This window comes from Paenibacillus sp. FSL R7-0026, from assembly GCF_038004485.1.
In the GTDB taxonomy this organism is placed as follows: Bacteria; Bacillota; Bacilli; order Paenibacillales; family Paenibacillaceae; genus Paenibacillus; species Paenibacillus xylanexedens_A.
This window is the reverse complement of record NZ_JBBORG010000001.1, coordinates 3,791,010-3,817,891: the sequence shown is the minus strand read 5'-3', so window position 1 is coordinate 3,817,891 and position 26,882 is coordinate 3,791,010. Positions and strand designations below refer to the sequence as shown.

The 26,882-nt window shown below is 42.0% G+C and carries 14 protein-coding genes; 13 read left to right on the top strand and 1 reads right to left on the bottom strand.

The window, feature by feature from the left end; translation table 11 throughout:
• Positions 1–57: 57 nt before the first annotated feature.
• The 6 genes from MKY44_RS16745 to MKY44_RS16720 all read left to right on the top strand — a co-directional run bounded on the left by MKY44_RS16745 (position 58) and on the right by MKY44_RS16720 (position 8,039).
• On the top strand, positions 58–360 hold the full coding sequence (locus MKY44_RS16745; protein WP_341007930.1) for a hypothetical protein: 303 nt from the start codon (positions 58–60) through the stop codon (positions 358–360).
• A 224-nt stretch (positions 361–584) separates the two neighbouring features.
• A complete protein-coding gene (gene licT / locus MKY44_RS16740) occupies positions 585–1,427 on the top strand; it encodes a BglG family transcription antiterminator LicT (RefSeq protein WP_074095537.1) in 843 nt (280 codons plus the stop codon).
• A gap of 167 nt (positions 1,428–1,594) precedes the next feature.
• Positions 1,595–3,490, top strand: a complete 1,896-nt coding sequence (locus MKY44_RS16735; protein WP_341007929.1) for a beta-glucoside-specific PTS transporter subunit IIABC — start codon at positions 1,595–1,597, stop codon at positions 3,488–3,490.
• Positions 3,491–3,935: 445 nt separating this feature from the next.
• A complete protein-coding gene (locus MKY44_RS16730) occupies positions 3,936–5,849 on the top strand; it encodes a beta-glucoside-specific PTS transporter subunit IIABC (RefSeq protein ID WP_341007928.1) in 1,914 nt (637 codons plus the stop codon).
• Between the two features lie 34 nt (positions 5,850–5,883).
• Positions 5,884–7,326 (top strand): 6-phospho-beta-glucosidase, encoded by a 1,443-nt coding sequence (locus tag MKY44_RS16725; protein WP_341007927.1) that lies wholly within the window; start codon positions 5,884–5,886, stop codon positions 7,324–7,326.
• A gap of 314 nt (positions 7,327–7,640) precedes the next feature.
• Entirely contained in the window at positions 7,641–8,039 is a 399-nt protein-coding gene (locus tag MKY44_RS16720; protein WP_341007926.1) for a RidA family protein, read from the top strand.
• Between the two features lie 120 nt (positions 8,040–8,159).
• Here MKY44_RS16720 and MKY44_RS16715 read toward each other — a convergent pair whose 3' ends face one another.
• Positions 8,160–9,317 carry a S8 family peptidase gene (locus tag MKY44_RS16715; protein WP_341007925.1) on the bottom strand — a complete coding sequence of 386 codons (1,158 nt, stop codon included), beginning with the start codon at positions 9,315–9,317 and terminating at the stop codon, positions 8,160–8,162.
• Positions 9,318–9,537: 220 nt separating this feature from the next.
• On the opposite strand from MKY44_RS16715, the gene MKY44_RS16710 reads away from it, so the two are divergent.
• From MKY44_RS16710 to MKY44_RS16680, 7 genes are all read left to right on the top strand, one after another.
• Complete coding sequence (locus tag MKY44_RS16710) at positions 9,538–10,059, top strand: GNAT family N-acetyltransferase (protein ID WP_341007924.1); 522 nt, start codon at positions 9,538–9,540, stop codon at positions 10,057–10,059.
• Positions 10,060–10,116: 57 nt separating this feature from the next.
• Positions 10,117–10,575 carry an SMI1/KNR4 family protein gene (locus MKY44_RS16705; protein ID WP_036613499.1) on the top strand — a complete coding sequence of 153 codons (459 nt, stop codon included), beginning with the start codon at positions 10,117–10,119 and terminating at the stop codon, positions 10,573–10,575.
• A gap of 74 nt (positions 10,576–10,649) precedes the next feature.
• Positions 10,650–11,507 (top strand): Cof-type HAD-IIB family hydrolase, encoded by an 858-nt coding sequence (locus MKY44_RS16700; RefSeq protein WP_036613500.1) that lies wholly within the window; start codon positions 10,650–10,652, stop codon positions 11,505–11,507.
• A 174-nt stretch (positions 11,508–11,681) separates the two neighbouring features.
• Complete coding sequence (locus MKY44_RS16695) at positions 11,682–12,947, top strand: YncE family protein (protein WP_341007923.1); 1,266 nt, start codon at positions 11,682–11,684, stop codon at positions 12,945–12,947.
• Between the two features lie 18 nt (positions 12,948–12,965).
• The gene (locus tag MKY44_RS16690; protein ID WP_062328309.1) at positions 12,966–13,187 is read left to right on the top strand and encodes a hypothetical protein; all 222 of its coding nucleotides are present in this window, start codon (positions 12,966–12,968) and stop codon (positions 13,185–13,187) included.
• Positions 13,188–13,511: 324 nt separating this feature from the next.
• A complete protein-coding gene (fabD, locus tag MKY44_RS16685) occupies positions 13,512–14,717 on the top strand; it encodes an ACP S-malonyltransferase (RefSeq protein WP_341007922.1) in 1,206 nt (401 codons plus the stop codon).
• A 270-nt stretch (positions 14,718–14,987) separates the two neighbouring features.
• On the top strand, positions 14,988–26,873 hold the full coding sequence (locus MKY44_RS16680; protein ID WP_341007921.1) for an amino acid adenylation domain-containing protein: 11,886 nt from the start codon (positions 14,988–14,990) through the stop codon (positions 26,871–26,873).
• Positions 26,874–26,882 lie beyond the last annotated feature (9 nt).

Sequence of the window (26,882 nt, the reverse complement as noted above, 5' to 3'; positions counted from 1 at the left end):
TGAGAAACGTCTAACTTAGCAAAGTAGATACTTTATATGAGAGGGGCACTACATCATGTGCTTTGTTATATTTTTCTCATAGGACTTGTTTTATGTTATCTGATCCCATTTGGTCCAATAGTGGCCGGGGGCATTATTTTTGCACTTGTTGTAGACCAATACCGTCAGACGATACATATGCGTGAAGATATTCGAGACATCAAGAATCATCTGGGGCTAATGAACAAAGGCGAGGCGCAAGAGTACGAGTTGGATAAAGAATACACTCAAGTTGATCGTTTGGATTCAGAACAAATGGACATGATTAATCGAAGGATTGAAGCGGAACTGGAGAAAGAAAGCAAAAACAATAAACCGTGAATTCCTGTAAAATAATTCTTGATTTGCTCACTCCTGTGAGTATATTTACCTAGATCGGGAGTCATGCTAATACGATATTAACTTTTTGTTGCACTGTGTAGAAATTTGTAATAATATGAGGGAAGCGCGTACAACATATCGGGTTGTAACTGTTGAATCAGGCAAAGCCGTATACCTTGAGAAAAGGGATTGGTTTGTCTTTTTCTGTATATTGGAGTGATAAAGTGAAAATCGAGAAGGTGCTGAACAATAATGCTGTAGTTGCGATGAATGACGAACAACAGGAAGTTATTATCATTGGCCGGGGGATTGCTTATCAGAAGCGGGCGGGTGATATGGTTTCCGAGCAGCATATCGACAAGATATTTACTTTACAGAATGAAGATATTCAGGAAAACTTCAAGGCATTAATCTCAAGCATTCCTCTGGAATACATGAAAGTATCCGAGGAAATCATCGCTTACGCCAAATTAAAACTTGGCAAGAAATTAAATGAGAGCATTTACTTACATCTCACAGACCATATTCACTTTGCCATTGAGCGGTATCGCAAGAATCTGCCCATACGCAACGGGTTAATCTGGGAGACAAAGCAGTTATACAAAGAGGAATATGAAGTCGGAATGGAAGCGCTCAATATGATCTGTGATCAGTTTGGTGTGATCTTGCCCGAGGACGAAGCCGGTTTTATGGCACTTCATTTTGTCAATGCAGCTTTGAACGAAGAAATGCCCAACATCAAGAGTATGACGCAGGTCATGCAGGAAATCTTGACAATCATCAAGTATCATTTCAAGATTGATTTTGATGAAAACTCACTGACTTTTTATCGTTTTGTGACGCATTTGAAGTTTTTCGCCCAACGTTTGGTGAAGGGAAAACATTACAAGAGCAACAACGATGATGAACTGTTCCTGATGATTCAGAAAAAGTATCCAGCAGCGCACAAATGCTCGGAGAAAATTAAGAAATTCATTGAAAGCAACTACACGTATCAACTAACTGACGAAGAATTGATGTACTTAACGATTCATATTGAGAGAGTTGTGAATGCAACTTCTGAATAATCCCATAGATCAGCTTGCAGGGTTGCAACCACTAGGGCAAAACCTGAACGCTTGAATGACAGAACATACCGTTAACCGGATGTTCCATACATTCAGATGTTCAGGTTTTTTTATTCTCTCCAATATGCTTTGAATCCGTGTCTAGCCAGAAAGGAAGAAAAGACTTCATGAAACACGAGCAATTAGCCAAAGACATTCTGTCTGGTGTTGGTGGAAAACAGAACATTAACAGCGTGGTGCACTGCGCGACCAGACTTCGTTTCAAATTAAAAAATGACAATAATGCCAAAACAGACGAACTCAAAAATCTGCCTGGAGTCATAACAGTAATGCAAAGTGGGGGGCAATACCAGGTAGTTGTGGGTAACGAAGTGTCTGATGTGTATAAAGCCTTGTTACAGGTGGGTAATATGAATGCGGATGAACCGGTCTCAAGTGATGATTCAGAATCTTCCGGTAAAAAAGAGAGTCTCTTGGGTCAGTTTATCGACTTGATCTCAGGTGTATTTACACCAATTCTCGGATTGCTAGCTGCAACAGGAATGATCAAAGGTTTCCTGTCCATGTTTACTTCTCTCGAATGGTTGGACCCGGCTTCAGGAACATATCAATTGTTGAATGCTGCAGGAGACTGTCTGTTCTACTTCTTCCCGATCTTCCTGGGTTACACAGCTATGAAAAAATTCGGTGGATCTCCATTCCTCGGGATGGCCATCGGAGCATCACTAGTATATCCGACCTTATCCGGTCTTAGTGGTGGGGAACCGCTTTATACGCTGTTTGCAGGCACATTGTTTGAATCACCGATTCATATCACGTTCCTGGGTATTCCCGTTATCTTGATGAGTTATTCCTCATCCGTCATTCCGATTATTATTGCTGCTTATTTTGGAGCAAAGGTAGAAGCGTTCTTTAAAAAGATCATTCCTTCTGTTGTGAGAACATTCCTCACGCCATTCTTTACAATTCTGATTGTTGTACCTGTAACATTCCTCTTGATTGGTCCAATCGCAACATGGGCAAGTCAGCTGATTGGTGCCGGGGTATCGGGCATCTATGACTTAAGTCCGTTGGTAACCGGTATTGTTGTTGGTGGATTATGGCAAGTATTGGTTATCTTCGGGTTACACTGGGGTATCGTACCAATCATGCTGCTTAATCTGTCCACTCTGAAAGCAGATCCGATTCTGGCGATGATGTTTGCTGCTTCCTTTGCTCAGATTGGTGCCGTTCTTGGCGTTATGCTTAAAACGAAAAATACCAAACTCAAATCACTGGGTGTTCCTGCCTTTGTGTCCGGGATTTTTGGTGTAACTGAGCCTGCTATTTATGGACTTACTTTGCCATTGAAAAAACCATTTATTATGAGTTGTATTGCTTCTGCAACCGCTGGTGGTATTATTGGATTTGCAGGTTCCAAAATGTTTGTATTTGCTTCAGGCATCTTTGGTGTTCCAGCGCTGATTAGTCCCACAGAGGGGATCAACTATGAATTCTGGATGGCCATGATTGCCACTATCATTGCTTTTGTACTAGGCTTTGTTCTCGTTTATTTTGTAGGATTCAAAGATCCTGCTAATCCGGAGGCTGCCAAACAGGCTCCAGACAATCGCTACGAAATTGCCAGCCCGATGACGGGTGAGGTGGTTCCTTTGCAAGAAATTAATGATGCTACATTTGCTGGTGAACATATGGGTAAAGGGATCGCTATTCGCCCAACCAGTGGGAGAGTTGTATCCCCGATTAATGGTGTGGTGCAGACGATTTATCGTACCAAACATGCAATTGGTCTTGTAGATGATCAAGGTGTAGAGATTCTGATCCATATCGGTCAGGATACGGTACAACTCAAAGGTCAACATTTCACTACACATGTGAAAGATGGAGATCGTGTGAGTGTTGGCGATCTGATCGTTGAATTTGATCTGCAGGCCATTATTGAGGCGGGATATGAGACCGTAACACCGATTATTGTAACTAATACGGCAGATTATTTGGACGTGGTTGCTACAACAAATCGGGAAGTGCAAGAAAAGGATAAATTGGTTACGGTTATAGGTTAATTCTGCTTTAGTGCGTATTTTATTAATCTGAACATTAGCTTTATAGAGACCACTTTGATGTTTTCGGAGTGGTCTCTTTTTTTCATTTTCGGTCACTCAAATGTATTTGTGAAATAAATAAAAATAAGTGTTGCAAACGTAGTTCAGATGTACTATGATGAGTTCGAGAAGTAAGCGCATACATCAATCGGATTGTAACTGTTCAATCAGGCAATGCCGACCATCCTCAGTTCAGAGGGTATGGAATGTAACTTACTTTCGTTATCCAAATAATTAAATACCAATGTGTACAGCCTTACAGGGTTGCAACCGTTAAGGGCAAAACCTGAATTGCTGAATAACACGACTGATTTCCGGACGATCCGGTATGTTGTGTATGTTCAGTGGTTCAGGTTTTATTTGTTTCAAAAGTCATGGGGAGTCTACTTAGAGAGGGAGAATTACAATGAGCAACTACGATCAATTGGCTAAGGACATTCTGGCACGTGTAGGTGGTCGCGAGAACGTAAATAGTGTATTCCATTGCGTAACAAGACTGCGGTTTAAACTGAAAAATGAAAGCGTAGCCAAAACAGAAGAACTTAAAAATCTGCCAGGTGTTATTACCGTTATGCAAAGTGGTGGACAATATCAGGTCGTTATCGGCAACGAAGTGCCGGATGTATATAAAGCAGTCGTTAAAGTAGGGAATTTCCCGAGTGAAGGACAAGTTGAAGAGGAAACGGACAACTCAGGCAAAAAAGTAGGATTGTTCAGCCGATTTATCGACATGATCTCCGGTGTGTTCACACCACTGCTCGGTTTGCTTGCTGCTACAGGTATGATCAAAGGTTTCACAGCCATGTTTGTAGCATTTGGATGGGTCGAAAATACATCAGGAACATACCATTTGCTGAATGCACTTGGTGATTCACTGTTCTACTTCTTCCCGATCTTCCTTGGATACACGGCTATCAAGAAATTTGGGGGTTCACCGTTCCTGGGTATGGCGATAGGTGCTTCGTTAGTGTATCCTACGCTGTCCGGTTTGACTGCAGGAGATCCACTATACACTTTGTTCACAGGTACATTGTTTGAATCACCGATTCACATTACGTTCTTAGGTATTCCGGTTATATTGATGACGTACTCAACATCGGTTATTCCGATCATTATTGCTACGTTCTTCGCTGTTAAGATTGAAAGATTCTTCAAAAACATCATTCCTAAAGTCGTTAGCACATTCTTGGTTCCATTCTTCACTTTGCTCGTGATTGTTCCGGTAACCTTCATTGTAATTGGTCCAATAGCCACATGGGCTGGTCAATTGGTTGGTGCAGGTACAACAAGTATCTATGAATTGAGTCCGATTATTACAGGTTTGGTTCTCGGCGGATTCTGGCAAGTGCTAGTACTGTTTGGACTTCACTGGGGACTTGTACCAGTTATGCTTCTTAACTTAAGTACATCGGGGGCTGATCCAGTTCTTGCAATGTCCTTCGGCGCTTCCTTTGCCCAAACGGGTGCAGTACTTGCAGTTCTGCTCAAAACAAAAAATTCCAAGTTGAAATCATTAAGCATTCCAGCGTTTATTTCCGGTATATTCGGAGTAACTGAGCCGGCAATCTATGGCGTAACTCTTCCATTGAAAAAGCCGTTTATCATGAGTTGTATTGGTGGTGCTGTCGGTGGTGGTATTTTAGGATGGGCGGGCTCAAAGCTTTACGTCTTTGGTGGACTGGGTATCTTCGGTATTCCAAGCTTTATCAACAAAGAAGCAGGTCCTGATTCCGGATTCTATATGTCCATCGTTGCAGTATTGGTAGCATTCATCGTTGGTTTTGTCTTGACGTACGTGTTTGGATTTAAAGACAAAGTAGAAGCTACACCAGCTCCAGCTCCAGTACTTGATCCAAATCCGAACAGCAGATACGAAATTGTAAGCCCGATGGCTGGTGAAGTTGTTGCACTGAACGAAATTAATGACGTAACGTTTGCAGGAGAGCACATGGGTAAAGGGATTGCAATTCGTCCAACCAGTGGTAGAGTGGTATCTCCAATCACAGGTGTTGTTCAAACCGTATATCGTACCAAACACGCCATTGGTCTTGTAAGCGATGATGGTGTAGAGATGCTGATCCATATTGGACAGGATACGGTCAAGCTGAAAGGTCAACATTTTACAACCCATGTGAAAGATGGAGACCGTGTTAACGCAGGTGACCTGATTGTTGAGTTTGATCTGCAAGCCATTAAGGATGCAGGGTATGAGACGGTTACACCGATCATTGTTACTAATACTTCAAATTATCTGGACGTTGTAGGAACAAAAGATGCATCCGTTCATGAGAAAGATAAATTGATCACGGTATTAAGCTAATTGAAACTAAGGATGGTTAAGGAGGAACTCCTCAATGAATGAAAAGTTTACAGCCTTCCCGGAGAATTTTCTCTGGGGAGGAGCAACCGCAGCGAATCAATTGGAAGGTGCTTATCTGGAAGGTGGCAAAGGTTTAACAACGGTAGATCTGATTCCGATTGGTGCCAATCGATGGAATATTGCTCTGGGTAACCTGGATTCGTATGAACCAAAAACAGGGGAATTCTATCCTTCACATGAAGCCATTGACTTCTATCATCGATATAAGGAAGATATTGCGTTATTTGCAGAAATGGGATTTAAGTGCCTCAGGCTTTCCATAGCCTGGGCACGGATTTTCCCTAATGGTGATGAAGCGGAGCCAAACGAAGCAGGCTTGCAATTTTATGATGATGTCTTTGATGAGTTATTAAAATACAACATTGAACCTGTGGTAACGATCTGCCATTTCGATGTACCTGTACATCTGGTCGAGACTTACGGCGGTTGGAAGAATCGCAAGATGATTGGTTTCTTTGAGAAATATGCGACGACGCTATTCAATCGATACAAGAATAAAGTGAAGTACTGGATGACGTTTAATGAGATCAATATGTTGCTGCATCTCCCGTACATTGGAGCGGGTATTGTTCTGCAGGATGGTGAAAACAAAGATCAGGTCCTGTATCAGGCAGCACATCATGAATTGGTAGCGAGTGCGCTTGCTGTTAAGGCTTGTCATGAGATCATTCCGGGTGCACAGATTGGTTGTATGTTAGCCGCTGGAATGGTGTATCCATACAGCTCTAACCCGGATGACGTGTGGAAGGCTATGGAGAAAGATCGTGAATCGTTCTTCTTCATCGACGTACAATCGAAGGGAGCATATCCGGGTTATACAAAAAGATTTTTCAGAGAAAATGACATTTGGATTGACATGCAACCGGAAGATGCAGATATTTTGATGCAGAACACGGTCGACTATATCGGTTTTAGCTATTACGCAAGCCGGTGCACCAGTACGGACCCTGAGATTTTGAAAGATTCGACAGAAGGCAATGTATTTGGTTCGGTGAAGAACCCTTATCTGCAAGCTTCCGAGTGGGGATGGACCATTGATCCGAAGGGGCTTCGGATTACGTGTAATCAGCTTCATGACCGCTATGGAAAACCTTTGTTTATCGTAGAAAATGGACTTGGGGCAACAGATGTGTTGTTAGATAATGACTCTGTTGAAGATGACTATCGCATCGAATATTTGAATAGTCATTTTGCCGAGATGGCTGAAGCGATTCAAGACGGTGTAGAGCTCATAGGTTACACAAGCTGGGGACCGATTGACCTGGTCAGTGCGGGTACCGGAGAGATGAAGAAACGTTATGGCTATATCTATGTAGACCGAAATAATGATGGTACGGGCACACTTCGCAGAGTGAAAAAGAAGAGTTTTCACTGGTACAAAGATGTCATTGCGAGTAATGGCGCACAATATTTCTGATACAAGGTCTCCGGCGCTATAGAATAGACAAAGAGCAGTCTCGTTATTACGGGATTGCTCTTTGTTTATGAGGGGATGAATTTGACCCATGATGTGGCTTTCAGATATAATAAAGAGATTAAGAGAATCTTGTCACTTAAGAAGGGAGGAGCATCCACTCATGAAGAAAAAATCACTTGCGTTTATATCTTCGGGATATGGATACTCCACTGCTGTCTTTTTCTAGAATCTATTCCAAGGGTGAAGTCTGCCCAAAATCGGAGGAAAACTAGGAAATAACGCAGAAAAATCTTAAGAATGATGAGGTAATCCAGATGAATATTGACAAAATTACTAGAACAAATCCAGAAAATATGCCAGCTCCTGTAGGTCAGTACACGCATATTACAAGAATCCCGAGGAATGCAGAATTATTTGTGACTTCGGGTCAAATTGGAGCAGATCATAATGGACTCTTTCCAGAGAGTCTGAATGAGCAAGTCATTAATACATTTAATAATATTAAAACAGTGCTCGAATCTGAGCGCTTAGATGCTGAACATATTATCAAAGTGAACGTATGGGCAACCGAGGAAATCGATTGGGATTTCTTATATGCCGAGTGGGGACAATTATTTAGTACGGATTATCCTGCAATGACGATTGGATATATTACGGCATTAGGTCTACCAGAGATTAAAATTGAAATAGAGCTTTGGGCAGCAAAAGTGTAACATCGAATACTTTCTAACCAAACGAAGGAGCATCTCACTTACAGATGCCCCTTCGTTTTTTTATTTGTGAAAAATGGAAAGGATATGCCATGTGTGCAATTATGAGCGATAGTAGGTGTATTATGGCACCTGCAAGCTCTGATAAGCATTCAGTCGACCATATGTCCAGTAGATCCCGGAGCCTGATACCGGATCAGAAGCGAAACACAGCGCATCCCGAATCTGAGCATTTGTTTTTCCTTGTGCAGCAAGAAGTGCAGCTACTCCAGCCACATGAGGGGCAGCCATGGACGTACCGCTAAGGTAGGCATAGGAACCACCCACGTATGTGGATAGAATGGTATCACCCGGTGCGGCCATATCCACCCAAGAGCCATAGTTGGAGAAATTGGATTTGAGATCGGAGGGATTGGTTGAAGCGACAGCAATCACGTTGGGATACGAGGCGGGTACGATTGGGAATGAAGTGTTGTCGTTACCAGCTGCGGCAATAATCACAGCTCCACGATCCCAAGCATACTGTACGGCAGCTTGAAGGAAAGCATTTCCCATCGGCCCACCAAGGCTCAGGTTAACAACCTGTACACCGTTATTGGCAGCAAAGACAAGCCCGTTACCGACATTACCTATCGTTCCTTGTCCGTTGTTATCCAGTACCCGGAGCGGAACGATGGATGCGAGTGGTGCAGCGCCTGCGATGCCCACACCATTGTTGGTAACGGAGGCAGCGATCCCGGCTACATGGGTGCCGTGGCCGTTCCCATCCTCAGGGATGTTATCATAATCAACATAATCATAACCGGGGAGGAGCTTGGAAGCCAATTCTGGGTGGTTTAGCTGTACACCGGTGTCGATAATGGCGATTTTGACAGAGCTGTTACTCTGAGTAATATCCCATGCAGCGGGTGCATTGATTTTGGACAGGTTATACTGATAAGGAAAGAAAGGGTCATTAGGAGTGAAGGATGCTTCAACGAGGTAATTCGGCTCTGCATGTTCAATAAGCTCATGATCTTTGTAATGTTTCAGCATTCTGTGCATTTTTTTGCGGGATTCCACACGGTACCAGCCTAAATCTTCATAGGTCTCAGCGACTTTACATCTCCCTTTTTTGTGAAGGGTGTGCATCTCATCCTCGGTTGTCCCTTCCTTGAATTTGACTAAGAGCTGCTTGGGAGCGTGAGGGTGAAACTTGCTCTCGGCAAGTTGGTCCAGATAACGATACACGAACCCGATTACTAGCAAAATGAAAGCAAAAACACCTAACCATAACCACATGAGCGTTTATCCCTCCAATATGAATTGTGACACGCCTTATCGTATGCGAACTCTATTAGACTGCGCGGGCACTCTTGCAATTTGGATAGTAGTGTAGATAGATTGATAGGAAGGGATAAATTCGGTAAGATGATATGAAGAGAGCCGCTTTGGCATGAACAAGATTTAAGGCAGGGCCGAGAGGTGGCTCCTAATACAGAGGATAAGGAATGTGGTTTCATTGACACAACTTCAGAATATACCGACAGTCACACCAGTTCAGGTACACCAGATTGAGGATGCCATTGATTTTGCCATGCGTGTACGCAAAGAAGTGTTTCCGATGATGGATCATACGAAATTGCCTGTGGACTTCGAGCAGTTCAGAGAACATTATCTGGACTCAGATGGTTCGATCTTTCTTGTTGCAATGATGGGGGATGCGGGGATCGTCGGTTCTATTGGGATATTACCATATGATGGACGTATTGAAGCTGTGGAAGGTCGATATGCAGCTCAATCGGCTGCCGAAATAGTAAAATGTTATGTAGATCCCGCGTATCGTAGGTTTGGCATTGGCTCGATGTTGATGAACGAACTGGAGAGCGTGGTAAAGGATATGCACTATACGACGCTGTATTTGCATACACATCGCTTCTTGCCAGGAGCCGTAGATTTTTGGAAACGCCAAGGGTTTACGGTTATTGCTGAGCAGGATGATGACTGGCAAACCGTACATATGGACAAGTTGGCATGTAAGTAACCATTGGAATTTATTGAAGGAAAATGACATTATGATGGTAATGGGGGAGATCTATCCATGTATTCAAGTCTGATTGAGAAACTGGAGCATACCGAGGTTATACGCTGGTTCCCGAATCATCAAGTTCAAGAGAGCTGGATTACCGAAATTGAACAGGAGTTGGGCTTTCCTTTACCTCCGTCCTATCGCTGGTGGCTTCTGAATTATGGTATAGCGATGTTAAGTGGAACCGGAATTCTGACCATATCGCCTCCAGAACACCGAGAGTATGCGGACACTGATATTTTGTATAGATACCGACTTGCCGACGAAGACGCGAAGAAGGAAGGGAAGCTGGAACTGTTTGTACCGGACGAAGATGAATATTACTATTTTGATACGCGGACGGCAGATCACCTTGGAGAGTACAAAGTGATGCGTTTGGATTACTTTAATGGGGAACCTGAAGTATACGCGGATTCTTTTGCCGAATTTTTGGAGAAGTTGATCGATCAGCGAACACCACGGAATAGGTAATTTTGTAAAAGGAAAATGCCTGTCGGCACTCGCTCGGTTAGACATAAACAACATACATGATGGGGGCTAGGCAGATGAACGAAACGAAGCGAAAAATTGTTTTTATTGATATTGATGGCACATTGGTCGACGATGATGGAAACATTCCGTTGTCAGCACAGAAGGCTTGTAAACAGGCCAGAGAGAACGGACATCTGCTCTATTTATGTACAGGCCGATCCAAAGCAGAAATTTATGATTCCATCTGGGATGTCGGATTCGATGGTCTGATTGGTGCAGGTGGAGGTTATGTGGAGTTTGGCAAGGATGTGTTATATCACAAAAGGGTAACAGCGGAAGATGTTCGACATATGGTCGATTTTTTCAATGAAAACGGCATTGACTTCTACCTTGAATCCAATTCGGCATTGTATGCGAGTAGCAATCTTCAACCTCATCTGGAACGCCGTATCTATGGTGATGTGGAGAATGACCCTGTAGCCAGAGAGAAGAAAGAGTTGAAGCCGCATCCATTTATTGCCGGATTAACGTATGGAGAGGCCGACCTGTACAAGGATGATGTGAACAAAGTATGTTTCTTGGAGAGCTCAGCCATCCCGTTTGAGCGGATCAAGCAAGAGTTTGAAGGGAAATTCGAAGTCATTCAGTGCACTGTGCCAATCTTTGGTGAAGGAAGTGGTGAACTGATGATCCCTGGCATTCATAAAGCCATTGCGATCGCTGATCTGCTGAAGCATCTGGGCATGTCCCAAGAAGATACATTTGCCATCGGTGATGGCATGAATGATGCCGAGATGTTGGAATTTTGTAACATCGGAATTGCCATGGGTAATGCGAAGCCAGGTCTCAAAGCCATTGCAGATGATATTACTGGAACAGTCGAGGAAGATGGATTGTATCATAGTTTTGTGAAGTATGGATTGATCACTTGATAAAGAAATGAGGCAATCTGGAAAACAGTTAATACGTACACCCTTTGTCCCAAACCTTATTTTAGACCCTGCATATATTATTGCAGGGTCTTTTTTTGTTTAAACAGATCAATTTATATTTTCACAAAAGGGTTGTAATCAAACCATAACATCTAAGTGAAGGAGAGAATCGAAATGGCCATTCTGTCAACCGGACCTATCGAGAATAATGCTGTCAGTGATGTAAGGCCAACACAACAAGTTACAGTTAAAATTGATAACAGAAATTCTCTGGATGGATCCGTTGTTTTGATACAAGGGTATAATTTGACCACTACGAGAACTTTATATGTCAGCGAGCAGATTTCAATTGATCCGGATCAGGTAGTTACAAGAACTTATTTTGCCAATCTTGATGCGTTTGAGTTTGTCTTTACAGTTGAAGGTGTAGCTATAGAGCAGACGGAGATTTCAGTGTGGGGCAAAAATGAAACCGGCCAGCTTATTGCCGCACATCGATTAGTTTCTTCCGAACTTGAAATAGAGGGGAATACTACGTCAGTCAACCGCATATATGTAGCCAATTTTAATAGTAATGATGTTTCCGTCATTAATGGCGCTACGAATACGGTGATTGCTACCATTCCTGTGGGGACGAATCCTGCAGGGATTGATGTCAATCCATTAACGAGTCGTGTTTATGTCGCAAACAGAAGCAGCAATACCATTTCCGTCATTAATAGTTTAACCAACGCTGTGATTGCCTCTGTTCCGGTTGGGAGTGAGGCAGGTGACGTAGGGGTCGATATAGCGACCAATGCTATTTATACGGCAAATTTTAATTCATTGGATACAACTGAAGATGTAACCGTTATTGATGGATTGACCAACACGGTGATTGATACTATTACTATTCCGGGACTCAATTTTTTAACGGGTATAGGCGTCAATTCCTTAACCAATCGGATCTATGCAGTAAATTTTAATTCTGATGCTGTGTCTGTGATCGATGGAGTAACCAATACAGTGATTGCTACGATACCCGTTCAGGTTAATCCATTCCGTGTAGGGGTCAATCCAGCCACCAACCGTATTTATGTATCGAATTTTACCAGTAATACGGTTTCCGTTATTGATGGTGTGACGAATACCGTAATTGATACCATTCCGGTCGGCGTTACGCCAGCTGAAGTAGCGGTTAATACCTCCACAAACGCCATTTACGTACCAAATCGAGATACGGATAATGTTTCAGTAATTAGTGGATTAACCAATACGGTGATTGCTACTGTTCCTGTCGGAATTAATCCAAACGGAGCGGGCGCCAATCCGTTAACCAATCGAGTTTATATAAGCAATCAAGATGACAATACCATTTCTGTGATCGATGGCGAAACAAATACGGTGATTGCTACTATTCCGGTGGGGGCACGTCCGTTCGCAGTAGGTGTAAATCCGTAGAAAGGTGAGGGGATTCGGATGAAAGAAGTTATAACGGCATCAGACTTAATGGAGCAGCTGATCACCATGAACAAAGAAAATTCTGTATGCCAAGTTAGGATTCCAGGTAAGGGGATGTATGTAATTGTATTACAGGACGATTATTCAACTGTGCCATCTTCAGATCAGATGTTGAGTGACACAGAGAACGAAGTGAGCGAAAAAATTGGATCTGAAATAAAGAGGAATCCGTTTCTCTGAGGATAAGGAGAATCGTGAGTCTTGAATGATCAGATCAGAATGGAACAGGCATCTCCTCAATGGAGGTGTCTATTTGCATTATTACTCAGACTACAGACAAGATCCAGTAAAGAACAACACTAAATGTTCCAATACAGAGGCCAACAAGGAGCCCAAAAAGAACCACGAATTTTTTTCCGTTCATAGAAATAGATGACCCTCCTTTTGACTTTATTATTGCATAACTCCTAATGAGAGTTTATTATAAATTTGCAAACAAGGAATTTATTGGTTTTTTGTTGTCGAAGTGCATGAGATATAAAGTTGATACATGGAGGATGCTGGATGAGTAATGTAGCTCTGTTGTTTCCTGGACAAGGTTCTCAGATGGTTGGGATGGGTAGAGACTTTTGGAATAACTTCGATGTGGCTAAGAAATTATTTGAAGAAGCCAGTGATGCGATTTCTTTCGATTTGAGAAAGTTATGTTTTGAAGGTAGCATGGCTGATTTGACAATGACGATGAATGCTCAGCCTGCACTTTTGACTGTTAGTGTCATAGCGTATCAGGTGTATATGCAAGAAATAGGGATGGAACCCGCTTATTTGGCTGGGCATAGTTTGGGAGAATATTCGGCTCTGGTATGCGCAGGTGTTCTCTCATTTCATGATGCCATTAAACTGGTAAGACAACGAGGGATCATTATGCACAATGCAGACCCGGATCAGAAAGGTACCATGGCCGCCATTTCAGGTATTCATTTAGATACACTTCAAAACATATGCGAAGAAGTTTCAACAAAAGAACGTCCTGCCTGTGTGGCTTGTATGAACGCTGACCAGCAGTTTGTCATATCGGGACATCGCCAGTCCATACAAGAAATTATTAAAAGGACAGAAAACCTGAGAACGAAACATTCTTATATCAATGTAAGTGGTCCCTATCATTCTCCCATGATGCAAACCGCAGCAGAACAATTCAAAGTTGAATTGGATCAATATCAATATGCCCATGCTAAATTTCCGATTATTTCAAATGTTACAGCAGCACCCTATGAATCTGATCGATCTGTCACGGATTATTTAACCATGCAAATGACGATGCCTGTAAGATGGTCAGAGTCTATGCTCTATCTGGTTGAAAATGGGGTTACTGAAGTTATAGAGTTGGGTTCTAAACATGTGTTAGTTAGTCTTATGAGTAAAATAACGAAGCGTATTGTACCTTACTCGCTAAGTCAGCCTTCCGATTTACTTATGCTTACAAATACACAAGAAAGGAAAAATAAACGCTTAACAATTCGTGAAAAGTTGTTATCAGAACTAATAGTAACCGCACTCATTTCACGGAATTATAACCCAGATTCGATATCATACACCCAAACGGTTGAGCCATTATTTCACCAATTACAACGGGCAAAGGAACAAGTAAACAACAATGAATATGAACTTAGTGAAGAAGAGATAAATGATGCTCTACAGGTATGTCATTCCATTATTATAGCAAAAAAAATTCCATTGGATGGAACCGCGTTGATTGATGCAATCTAGTACTCGATCTGTTCTTTTGCAAGACTATATTACAGCAACAGACTGCCTTTTTATAAGGTAGTCTTTTTGTCCTTTAGTGCATCTGAACTTGTTGAAGCTTCAGATATTTGTAATAAATATGTCAATAACCCACAAATCAATCTCTATTTTTTACCATATAGTAACAATAAATTGATTGATTTTACATATATTTCTATGGTAAAATTTTGCTTGAAATATGTGTAAATAATTAGATAAGCATGTTAGAGATGATTCATTTGGAGGAGAGATATGTATACTAATCAGTTTCAAACATTAGTGGATATTATCCGAGACAGAGGTAAAATAACGGACCGCGGTATTCGTTTTATCGATGCGGACAAACGTGAAATTTTTATATCTTATCATCAATTATTTACTGAGGCACAAGGGTATTTAGGTTATCTACAAGCCATCGGAATTAAACCTAAACAAGAGATTATTTTTCAGATTCAAGAAAATAAACGGTTTTTAGTCGCATTCTGGGCTTGTATACTCGGTGGAATGATCCCTATCCCTGTAAGTATTGGTGAAGATGAAGAACAAAACTTGAAAGTATGCCGTATTTGGAATTTGCTAAATAACCCTTTCATGATTGCATCTGAGAAGGTGCTGGATAAAATGAAGAGATTTGTTTTGGAACATGACATGTTTGATTTCCATCATCAATTAGAAGTCAGAACGGATCTGATCCAAGACACCATATACCATTATGAATCTATTAATAATATAGTTGAACCTCAGTCTGATGACTTGGCATTTATTCAATTTTCTTCCGGATCAACCGGCGACCCCAAGGGCGTTATGCTGACCCATCGAAACCTCATTTATAATGCTTGTGCTGCTATTAATGGCACACAAATTAGTTCAAACGATAGTTTTCTCTCCTGGATGCCCCTTACCCATGATATGGGTTTGATTGGATTTCATCTCGTACCCCTCGTGGCAGGAATTCATCAGTACTTGCTCCCAACGGAATTATTTATTCGCAAACCGATTCTATGGATGAAAAAAGTAAATGAACACAAAGCAACCATACTGTCTTCTCCTAACTTTGGTTATAGATACTTCCTGAATTTCTTTCGCGAAGACAAAGCGGAGGGATGGGATCTGTCATCTGTAAGAGTCATTTATAATGGGGCGGAACCTATATTACCCGAAGTGTGTGATGAATTCCTAAATGTATTGTCAGCATATCACTTAAAGAAAACAGCCATGTTTACCGTATATGGACTAGCAGAGGCCTCTGTTGCCGTCTCCTTTCCCAAGGTAGAAGAAGAATTTACTGCGGTGTACGTTCACCGGGATCATCTGAACTTAGGGGAGCGTGTCATCGAAGTCGAGAAACATGCTGAACATGTGGCATCATTTGTTGCCGTTGGTGAAGCAATTGATTATTGCCATGTTAGAATTTGCGATGAGGAAATGAACAGTGTTCCCGATTTGGTTATTGGAAAAATTCAAATCAAGGGGGATAACGTCACCCAAGGTTATTATAACAATTCACTAGCAACGGAGAAGTTATTAACGCACGATGGATGGGTGAATACAGGAGATCTGGGTTTTATCATGAACGGAAAACTGGTTGTAACAGGGCGGGAAAAAGACATTATTTTTATCAATGGTAAAAATGTATATCCCCATGACATTGAACGTGTCGCCATACAATTAGATGATATTGAACTCGGAAGAGTTGCTGCTTGTGGTGTGTATGATTCGAATAGTCAAAGTGAAGAAATTATTGTGTTTGTCGTGTACAAAAAAAAGATCGAACACTTCTTGCCGCTTGTTAAAGAAATCAAAAGACATCTATATAAACATGGGGGATGGAGTGTCAAAGAGGTACTGCCCATCAAAAAATTACCCAAAACAACAAGTGGGAAAATCCAGCGGTATCAGTTAGCCAAGCAGTATGAAGCAGGCAAATTCTCAACAGAATCTGCATTCATCCATGACTGGATCAAGAATGACAATGACAAGGCAAAAGAAAAGGCTGCTGTTTCGATTCGAGTCATAGAACGTGAATTAACTTCACTATTTTCTGAAGTGCTGGTTGGGAAAAAGGTTGAACTTGAGGATAGCTATTTTGATATGGGTGCAACTTCATTACAGCTGGCCCAAATCGCTGAACGTATAGAACAAAAATACGGAGAAGAGCTTGCTGTTACGGACCTCTTTACCTATCCCTCGATAACTGAATTGGCAGCATATCTGGCTAGAGGCTACAGCGAGACCATGCAAGTCAACAAAACTCAAGAGGATCATACGCCATCCAAAGACATTGCTATTATCGGTATGTCTTTGAATCTCCCTGGTGCATCAAATGCAGGCGATTTTTGGCGTGTTTTGGAAAATGGAACGCATAACATTCGGGACTACCCTGAAAGTCGGATAAAAGACGCAGCAGATTATATACAATCCATGCGAAGTGCAATGAGCGAAGTTCAATGGATCAAGGGTGGTTACTTGGATCAAATTGATCAATTCGACTATTCTTTCTTTGGCATAACCCCAAAAACTGCACAATTTATGGACCCGAATCAAAGGATGTTCTTGCAAACGGCATGGCATACGATTGAAGATGCCGGGTATGCAGGAGAAGGAATCAATGGAAGAAATGTGGGCGTGTACGTGGGGTATTCCAAAGTTGGGTATGATTACGAACGGCTCGTGACGGCGAGTTACCCCGCAGAACTCAAAAATTATATCATTGGAAATTTACCATCTGTACTGGCGAGCAGAATTGCATATTTCTTGAATTTAAAAGGCCCGGCCTTAACGATTGATACCGCTTGTTCCTCCTCACTTGTTGCTGTTCACATGGCATGTAAAGGATTGCTCGCTGGAGACTGTGAAATGGCAATCGCAGGAGGCATTCGAACGGCATTATTACCGATAAGTATCGGACTGGATATGGAATCTCCAGATGCATTGACGAGAACGTTTAGCGAAGATGCCAACGGCACGGGATTTGGCGAAGGTGTTGGGTCGGTCATGTTGAAGCCAATGCAGCAAGCGATTAAGGACGGGGATCATATCTATGGTGTGATTAAGGGAAGTGCGATTAATCAGGATGGCAAGACGGTAGGAATCACAGCACCTAACCCGGAGTCACAGACCAATGTGATCGAACAAGCATGGAAAGAAGCCGGCATTTCTCCTGATACGCTTAACTTCATTGAAGCACATGGAACAGGGACAAAATTAGGTGATCCGGTTGAGTTCAATGCTTTGCGTAAAGCTTTTGAGAAATATACGGATCGGAAACAATTTTGTGCAATCGGATCTGCCAAAGCTAACATTGGACATGGTTTTGAAGCGGCGGGGATCGCTGGATTAATTAAATCTATTCTTATGTTTCAACATAGAAAGATTCCACCATTGGTTCACTTTGACAAGCCTAATCCCCTGCTTAAGTTTGAAGCCTCACCTTTTTATGTGAATCAGGAGTTAATGGCTTTTGGTGAAAAAGAGAGTCCTTTGCGATGCGGGGTTAGTTCTTTTGGTTTCAGTGGCACGAATGCGCATGTGGTTCTCGAAGAATATGTTCCTTCCCCAACCGTAGATAAAAGAATGTCCCAAGAGCCTAATCTATTTATTCTGTCTGCTGCCACGGAACGGGCGCTGGATGAATTGGTCAGAACGTATCATGAATATCTAACCGATCACACGGATGTTTCCATTCAACAAATCTGTTATACAGCCAGTACGGGAAGGGCTAATCTGGATTATCGGCTTGCCATCGTGGTCACGAGTACACAAGAATTACATGAAAAATTGAAACGAATTGCAAGCGGAGAGGGTAAACTGCCAAATGTTTATTTTGGTTATGCCAAAAAAGACAAAACGCTTGTTAGCGATCATCTCTATGCTCGGGGAAAGGCAGAATCTTTAAATGAACTCGGTCAGTTATATACACTGGGGGCAGTGATTGATTGGGAAAGGTTTTATAATCATGAAGTCATTCGAAAAATTCCATTGCCTCTATATCCATTTGAGCAGAAGCGGTGTTGGATTGAAGTCAAACATACGATACCAGCGGGACATAGGTCAGAGAGGAATGAGGTTCAAATGGAGATGAATACAAACGATATTGAATTAAAGATTAAAACAAGCATCGGTCGTGCATCTGGTTTGAAGTTGGAAGAGCTGGATCATCAAGCTCATTTTCTCCAAATGGGACTGGATTCCATCATTCTTGTGCAGATTCAGAAGGAGATCTCAGAGCTGTTCCGTTTGAATATCCCGATGGAAATGTTTTTTGAAACCCTTACAAATATTAATTCCTTAGTTAAATATGTGTCAGAGAATATCAAGCATAATGATGTATCTAAAAATATAAACAATCAAACAGTTCAGGAGCATACTGAACAACGAAATCTGGCATCTGTGAACAATATAAACACGGCAAAATCATCAGGGAATGTGTCGGAACAAATTGTGATGTCTGCCATTCAGCTCATGGAGTCCCAATTAAAAAGTTTGAATGTGCTGTTAGGCGAGCAAATGAATGCTGTTCAATCGCCTCTTTTGGAGATGAAACATCATGAAACCAAACCAACCAAAGAGATCCAATCCAATTCGGAATCGAAGGAAGCCAAACCTTTTATACCGTATCAATCGTTGAAGATTCATGAAGAGAGTGGATTATCACCGCTTCAGAACCAGTATGTTGAACAATTTGTAACAAAGTATACCGCAAGAACCAAAGGCTCCAAATTAAAAACAGGCCAAACACGTTTGGTTCATGCGAATAATCGCAATGTATCTGGATTTCGTTCGTATTGGAAGGAAATGGTGTATCCCATCATTTCAACGCGTGCAGAGGGATCTAAGCTATGGGATATGGATGGGAATGAGTATTTGGATCTGACGATGGGATTTGGAGTAAATCTATTTGGTCATAATCCAGCATTTATTCAAAATGTAATAGCAGACAGCCTCCAGGAACAATTGCCTCCATTGGGCCCTATGTCAGACTTGGCAGGAGATGTCGCAGCTAAAATTTCCGAGCTAACGGGTGTAGAGCGTGTCGCATTTTATAATTCAGGAACAGAAGCTGTCATGGTTGCACTTCGTTTAGCGAGGGCAGCAACGGGGCGTTCCAAAGTTGTATTATTTTCAGGATCTTACCACGGTACACATGATGGCGTGTTGGGTGTAGCGAATCCTGGGGATGCTTTATCGTCTGCGCTACCTATGGCTCCTGGTATTGTAAATAGCTCTATAGATGATTTGATTATTCTTAATTATAACCATCCGCAATCACTGGATATGATTCAGAACCTGGGTGATGAATTGGCCGCTGTGCTTGTAGAGCCGGTGCAAAGTCGAAGACCTGATATGCAGCCAACACAATTCTTACGGGAACTTAGAGAGATCACGAAACAGTTTGGCATTGCACTTATTTTCGATGAAGTCATCACTGGATTCAGAATTGGTCTGGGTGGGGCACAGGATTGGTTTGGGGTTCAAGCAGATTTGGTTACGTATGGGAAAGTGGTCGGTGGCGGACTGCCTATTGGCATAGTCGCGGGTAAAGCTGAATTTATGAATCCGGTAGATGGTGGAACCTGGAACTTTGGTGATGATTCTTACCCTTCAGATGCAGATAAGAAAACGTTTGTCGGTGGAACCTTCTGTACACACCCTCTTACGATGAGAGTGATGTTAACGGTATTACAGTATCTTCAATCTGAAGCAGAAACCTTATATAAGGAATTAAATGAAAAAACAGATTATCTTGTTAAAGAATTAAATACGTTTTTCAAAACAGCGAATGTACCGATGCAAATGGTGAACTATGGATCTTTATTTCGATTTATATCATTCGGAGATATGGAATTATTCTTCTACCATTTAATTTATAAAGGTTTATATATTTGGGAAGGTCGTAACTGTTTTATATCGACTGTGCATTCCATGGGTGACATGGATACGATAATCAGAATCGTGAAAGAGACGATCCATGAACTACGCGAGTGGGGGTTTATCCCTGGTGAATCGCCTGTTTCGGAATATCCGCTCTCTTTAGAGCAAAAACAATTATTGTTAACTTCATTACATGGGGAAGATGCGAATGCTGCATTAAATCAGAGTGTTATTTTAAAAATGACAGGTGGAATAAAGCCTTCCACACTGGATCAGGCCGTGAATCAGATCGCACAGCGTCATGAAGCCCTGAGAACAGTCATTCATGCCGATCGTGAAACACAACAAATCAGATCCGTAATGGAATTTCAATGTACATGGTTGGATTTCTCGGCATATGCGGGTGAGGATCAAGAACGGGAAATTTCCAATTGGTTATCTGCCGATGCAAATGATGCCTTCGATTTACAGTCTGGGGAACCTCTATTTAGAATCACCTTGCTTAAAAAGGAAGCCGATCAATACCTTCTGGTACTGACATTTCATCATATTGTTGTAGATGGCTGGTCGATTGCTGTATTCATTCAAGAGTTGGAACATACCTATTCTGCTCTGGTCCGAGGAGTTCCGGTTCAATTACCTGAAGCCACTCCATTCCGTGAATTTTTAAGATGGCAACGACTTGAACATGAAAAAGGGTCATTTACCGAAGGAGTCCAGTTCTGGAAAGAACAATTTTCCTTATCCTATCCCAACATTACACTTCCAACGGCATCGTCCTATGATGTGCCTAAGGGATATGACGGAGAAAGATATTCCATCAAGCTGGATCATCAATTAACAGAGTCATTGCGAACGTTAAGCATCAATAATAAGAGCAGTTTATTTGTAACGATGTTTGCAGCGTTTCATTTATATTTGCATCAACTAACAGGGATGTCTCACCTTGTCATCGGCGTCCCTACAGCGGGTCAGTCTCATATGCGAAAAAATGCACTGATTGGCAACTGTGTCAACATTGTACCTGTTCATCATGCCTTGTTAACGAAGCAATCCGTTGTAGACCATGTTCTTCAGCTCAAGGAAACGCTGGCTCTCGTCATGAAGCATCAGCATGTTCCATTGACCCTCGTATCCGAACAGCTTGCTCATATGACTACACCGGATACCCGGATTTTATTCAATATGGACAGAACGATTCATCATCTTCAATTTGAAAATATCAAGACTGAATTCATGTCGTATCCGATCAAACATATTTCTTACGATTTGTTTCTTAATATTACGGATGTTAGCCATGAATTGTACCTGGATTTTGATTACAATACCGATCTCATTGGACCTGAGATGATGAAACTGTGGTCCGAAGGATTTAAGGGTTTGCTTCAAAAAATGGTGAGTCATCCAGAGGCTGAAATCTCGTCTTTGACGTTGTTCTCATCCGAGCAACAGGACCAATTACAGGGAATATATAATCGGTTTGTTACGGAGCGTCTTCCTCACGTTAATCATGCAGCTATATTCGAGCCACCAGTCAATGACGTAGAGAAAAAGCTGGCTTTGATCTGGGAGGACGTATTATCCCTCGATCAAGTGGGGAGACATGATCACTTTTTTGATCTCGGAGGTAACTCGCTCAAGGCGACTGTAATGCTATCCAAGGTACATGAGCAGTTTCAACACAAAATTTCAATCGTTCAATTCTTCCAAAACCAACATCTGAAAGAGCTTGCCAGTCTGATTACAGGCGAGAACGAGGAAACATTCATTCCAATCAAGGCATTGGACGTGAAGGAGTTCTATGAGACGTCATCTGCACAACAGCGAATCTACTTTCTGGATCAATTTGAGCCGGATAGTGTGTTTCAGAACATGTGCGGTCATATCACGGTCACAGGAAATATCGATGAAGCTAAATTGATTTCGTCATTGGAACAAATCGTACACCGTCACGAAGCTTTTCGCACCAGTTTCCATCTGATGGATGGAGAGCTTTACCAGCGTATCGCGCCAACGATTGATTTTGAAGTGAAACGATCTCAGGAAAGCTCTGCTTCATTCGAACAACATGTTAAGGCGTTTGCCAAACCATTTGATTGCTCCAAAGCGCCATTAATACGTGCCGAATTCATTCGTGTAAACGATGATCATGCAGAGATTCTCATCGAGATGCATCATATTATATCGGACGGATATTCCGTTGGCATTCTTGCGAATGAACTGATCGATGTGTATGACGGAAGAAACATGTCGGAAATTGAGATTGAATACAAAGATTTTACAGCTTGGCAGAAAGAATTTCTGACGGGGGAGTCTTATAAGCAGCAAGAAAAATATTGGCTGGATCAATTCAAAGGAGAACTCCCAAACCTTAATCTGCCTACTGATTTTGTTCGGACACCTCATTTGACTTCGGCAGGTTCAAGATTGTCATTTGTGTTGGACGCACACTTGAAGCAGTCGCTGGAGAAGCTTGCGAAACAAACGGGAACTACGATGTTTATGGTGGTATTGGCAGCGTATAATGTGCTGCTTCATCAATACACAGCACAAGAAGACATGATTGTAGGCACGCCAACATCAGGCAGGAACCATCCGGATGTCGAGAATATGATAGGTGTCTTTATCCAGACGGTAGCAATTCGATCACAGCCGGTGGGAAATAAGTCGTTTCGATCCTATCTCGAGGAAATTAAAAAACAATCCCTGGATGCATTGGATAACCAGGACTATCTTTTTGACAACCTTGTAGAGAAATTAAACACGCATCGGGATACAACCGGGACAGCACTTTTTAATACGATGTATATCTTCTTAAATACCGCGTTGAATCAACGGCAAGAACAGGATTGCAGCTTTAAAGTTAGAGAATTAAATGTCGGTGTATCGTTGTATGATCTGATGTTCATCGTTGAGGATGATAACGAGTGTCTGGAAATGCACTTTAATTACAAGACGGAGCTGTTTGAACGGGATACCATCGACAGAATGAAAACACATCTGTTCAACATCCTCAGAGACATTGTGATCGAACCTGATATTGCCTTGTCCGATATTCAAATGCTGTCTGAACATGAGCAGAACGTTCTTTTATATGACTTTAATGATACCAACTTAGAATATTCCCGGGATCAGACCATTCAGGAGTTATTCGCAGCACAGGTGGAACGGACACCTGATCAATTGGCTGTTAGTTTTGGAAATGAGCAATGGACGTATCGTCAATTGAATGAACGGGCGAATCAATTAGCACATACGCTGAGAGCTGAGGGAGTGCAGCAGGATCAATTTGTAGGTATTCTGACAGATCGTTCGATTGAGATGATCGTTGGCATCTTTGGCATTCTAAAAGCAGGCGGGGCGTATGTACCGATTGATCCGGATTCTCCTGAAGAGCGTATCCGCTATATCCTGCATGATTCGGGGGCAACGTTGTTAGTCACGCAAAAGCATTTGAAGCAGTTGGTATCGTTTAATGGAAAAATGATTGATTTGGACGATGAAAAAACCTATGCAGCTAATCTTTCGAATCTGGAACCGGCCGGGGATTCCGAGCAGTTGGCTTATGTGATCTATACTTCAGGCACAACAGGCATGCCAAAAGGTGTGATGATCGAACATCGTCAGGTTCATCACTTGGTTAAAGCGTTGTACAGTCAAGTTATAGATGATCAGCATAGCAGCATGCATGTCGCTCTACTTGCGCCTTACTATTTCGATGCATCTGTGAAGCAGATTTTTGGCGCACTGTTATCAGGACATGCCTTGTTTATTGTAGACAAGGACACGGTACTGGATGGACAAGATTTAATGAATTATTATCAGCACCACCAAATTGATTTGACGGACGGAACACCTGCACACCTGAAATTGCTTTCGAAGGCAAAAAACGTTCAAGGCATATCGCTAAAATATATGCTCATTGGCGGTGAAGCTCTTTCTCAGCAAAGTGTAAATGATATCACATCATTATTTGCTCTCAATCATATAACGCCTCCAACCATAATTAATGTGTACGGTCCAACAGAATGTTGTGTGGATGTTGCGACATACCGTGTACTTCCAGAACACCTGGATACAGCGAATCAACGAGCTCACCTACCGATTGGTCGAACATTAGGAAATAATTGCCTGTATGTATTGAACAAACATGGCAAAGTTCAGCCTGTAGGCGTCGTAGGGGAATTATGTATCTCTGGCGATGGGGTTGGTAGAGGATACTTGAATTTACCTGAGCTGACAGCAGAAAAATTTGTGCGTGATCCGTATGTACAGGGAGCGACAATGTACAAAACGGGAGATTTGGTGAGATGGCTTCCCGATGGCCATATCGAGTATTTGGGAAGAATGGATCACCAGATTAAGATTCGCGGATATCGGATCGAAGTAGGAGAAGTCGAAGCGGCACTGTTAGATCTAGAGTGTGTGAAAGAAGTTATCGTCATTGCACATGAGGATGATCATGGAGACAAATCGTTATGTGCATACTTTACAGCGGATTCCACGCTGACGGTGGGAGAGTTAAAACAAAGCCTCTCTAAGGTGTTGCCAAATTACATGGTACCAGCCTACTTTATACAATTGGATCACATGCCTCTGACAGCGAACGGGAAAATCGATCGCAAATCGCTTCCGAGTCCAGAAGAAAACATACAAACGGGAAGTGAATATATAGAACCCCAAACTGGGGTGGAAAAACAGTTGCTGCCTATTTGGCAGGATGTGCTTGCCGTGAAAAAAATCAGTGTAAAAGACAGTTTTTTTGATGTTGGAGGCAACTCTTTACGTGCGACCAAGCTGGCCGCCAAAATCAACCAAGAGCTGAATATCCGCATATCGGTAAGAAACGTCTTTGAATGGCAGACCATTGAACAGATGGCTCAATCTATTGAACAAATGGAACAGGAAGTATTAGTGTCCATTCCTCAAGTGGAGGAAAAAGAATATTATCCTATTTCTTCAGCGCAGATGAGAATGTACATTATGAGCATCAAAGCTGGTAAGGAACTCATGTACAACATGTCAGGTATGTTTATGTTGGAAGGATCGCTAGATCGGATCAGATTGGAAGAAGCATTCCAACAATTGATTCATCGTCATGAATCGCTTCGGACTGGATTCAAAGTCATACACGGAGAACCGAAACAGATCGTATACCCTAAAGTTAACTTTGGAATTGAATTGATCGAGAAAACGGAAGAAGAGATCGAAGATCGAATTGAACAGTTTGTTCGCACATTTGATCTCGGGCAAGCACCTCTTATGAGGGTGGGACTTATTGAACTCCAGCAGGAGCGTCATGTATTGCTGGTAGATCTCCACCATATCATTGCAGACGGACTATCTGTGCATCTTCTGATGACTGAACTTAGCCAGTTCTATAAGGGAGAGGAGCTGTCTCCTCTTCGAATTCAGTATAAGGACTATGCTGAATGGCAGCAAATGCAGCTTCATAGTAAGCGGATGAAAAAGCAGGAGAAGTATTGGCTTACTGTGTTTGATGAGACTATCCCGCTATTGGATCTGCCAACAGACTACGAAAGACCTGAAACGCTAAGTTATGCGGGAGATGTATTGGACATTGTTTTGGAGGAAGACATCCTTCCAGGCTTAAGGAACATGGAAGTACGGACAGGAACAACGTTATACATGATTCTATTAGCCGCCTATACCATTCTATTATCCAAATACAGCGGGCAAGAAGATATCATTGTAGGCACGCCGATTGCAGGCAGGACACATGCTGAGCTGGAGCCGGTCATGGGGATGTTCGTGAATACACTGGCTATTCGAAATTATCCTGCCGCGGATAAAACATTTACGGAGTATCTGCTGGAAGTGAAAGAAAATATGTTGAACGCTTATGAGAATCAGGATTATCCGTTTGAAGAATTGATTGAGAAAGTGAATGTAATCAAAGATGCTCGGCGGAATCCGTTGTTTGACACCATGTTTGTATTGCAGAATACAGATGCTTCAGAGATTCAGATGGATGGGGTAACCTGTAAGCCTTATATTCCAAATACGAAAGTATCCAAATTCGATTTAACGCTGTATGTTACCGAATTACAACACAAGTTAGAAGTGACCTTTGAATACAGTACGATTTTATTTGAGAAAACAACGATTGAAGCGATGTCACAAAATCTGTTGGTCATATTAACAACCATTGCCAACGACCCTCATAATGAAATCAAGAAGATTCAATTGGTTGAAGAATTAATAGATGGGGATACGCTGGCTGATCTAATTGAAGTAGATTTCTAAAATAACTAA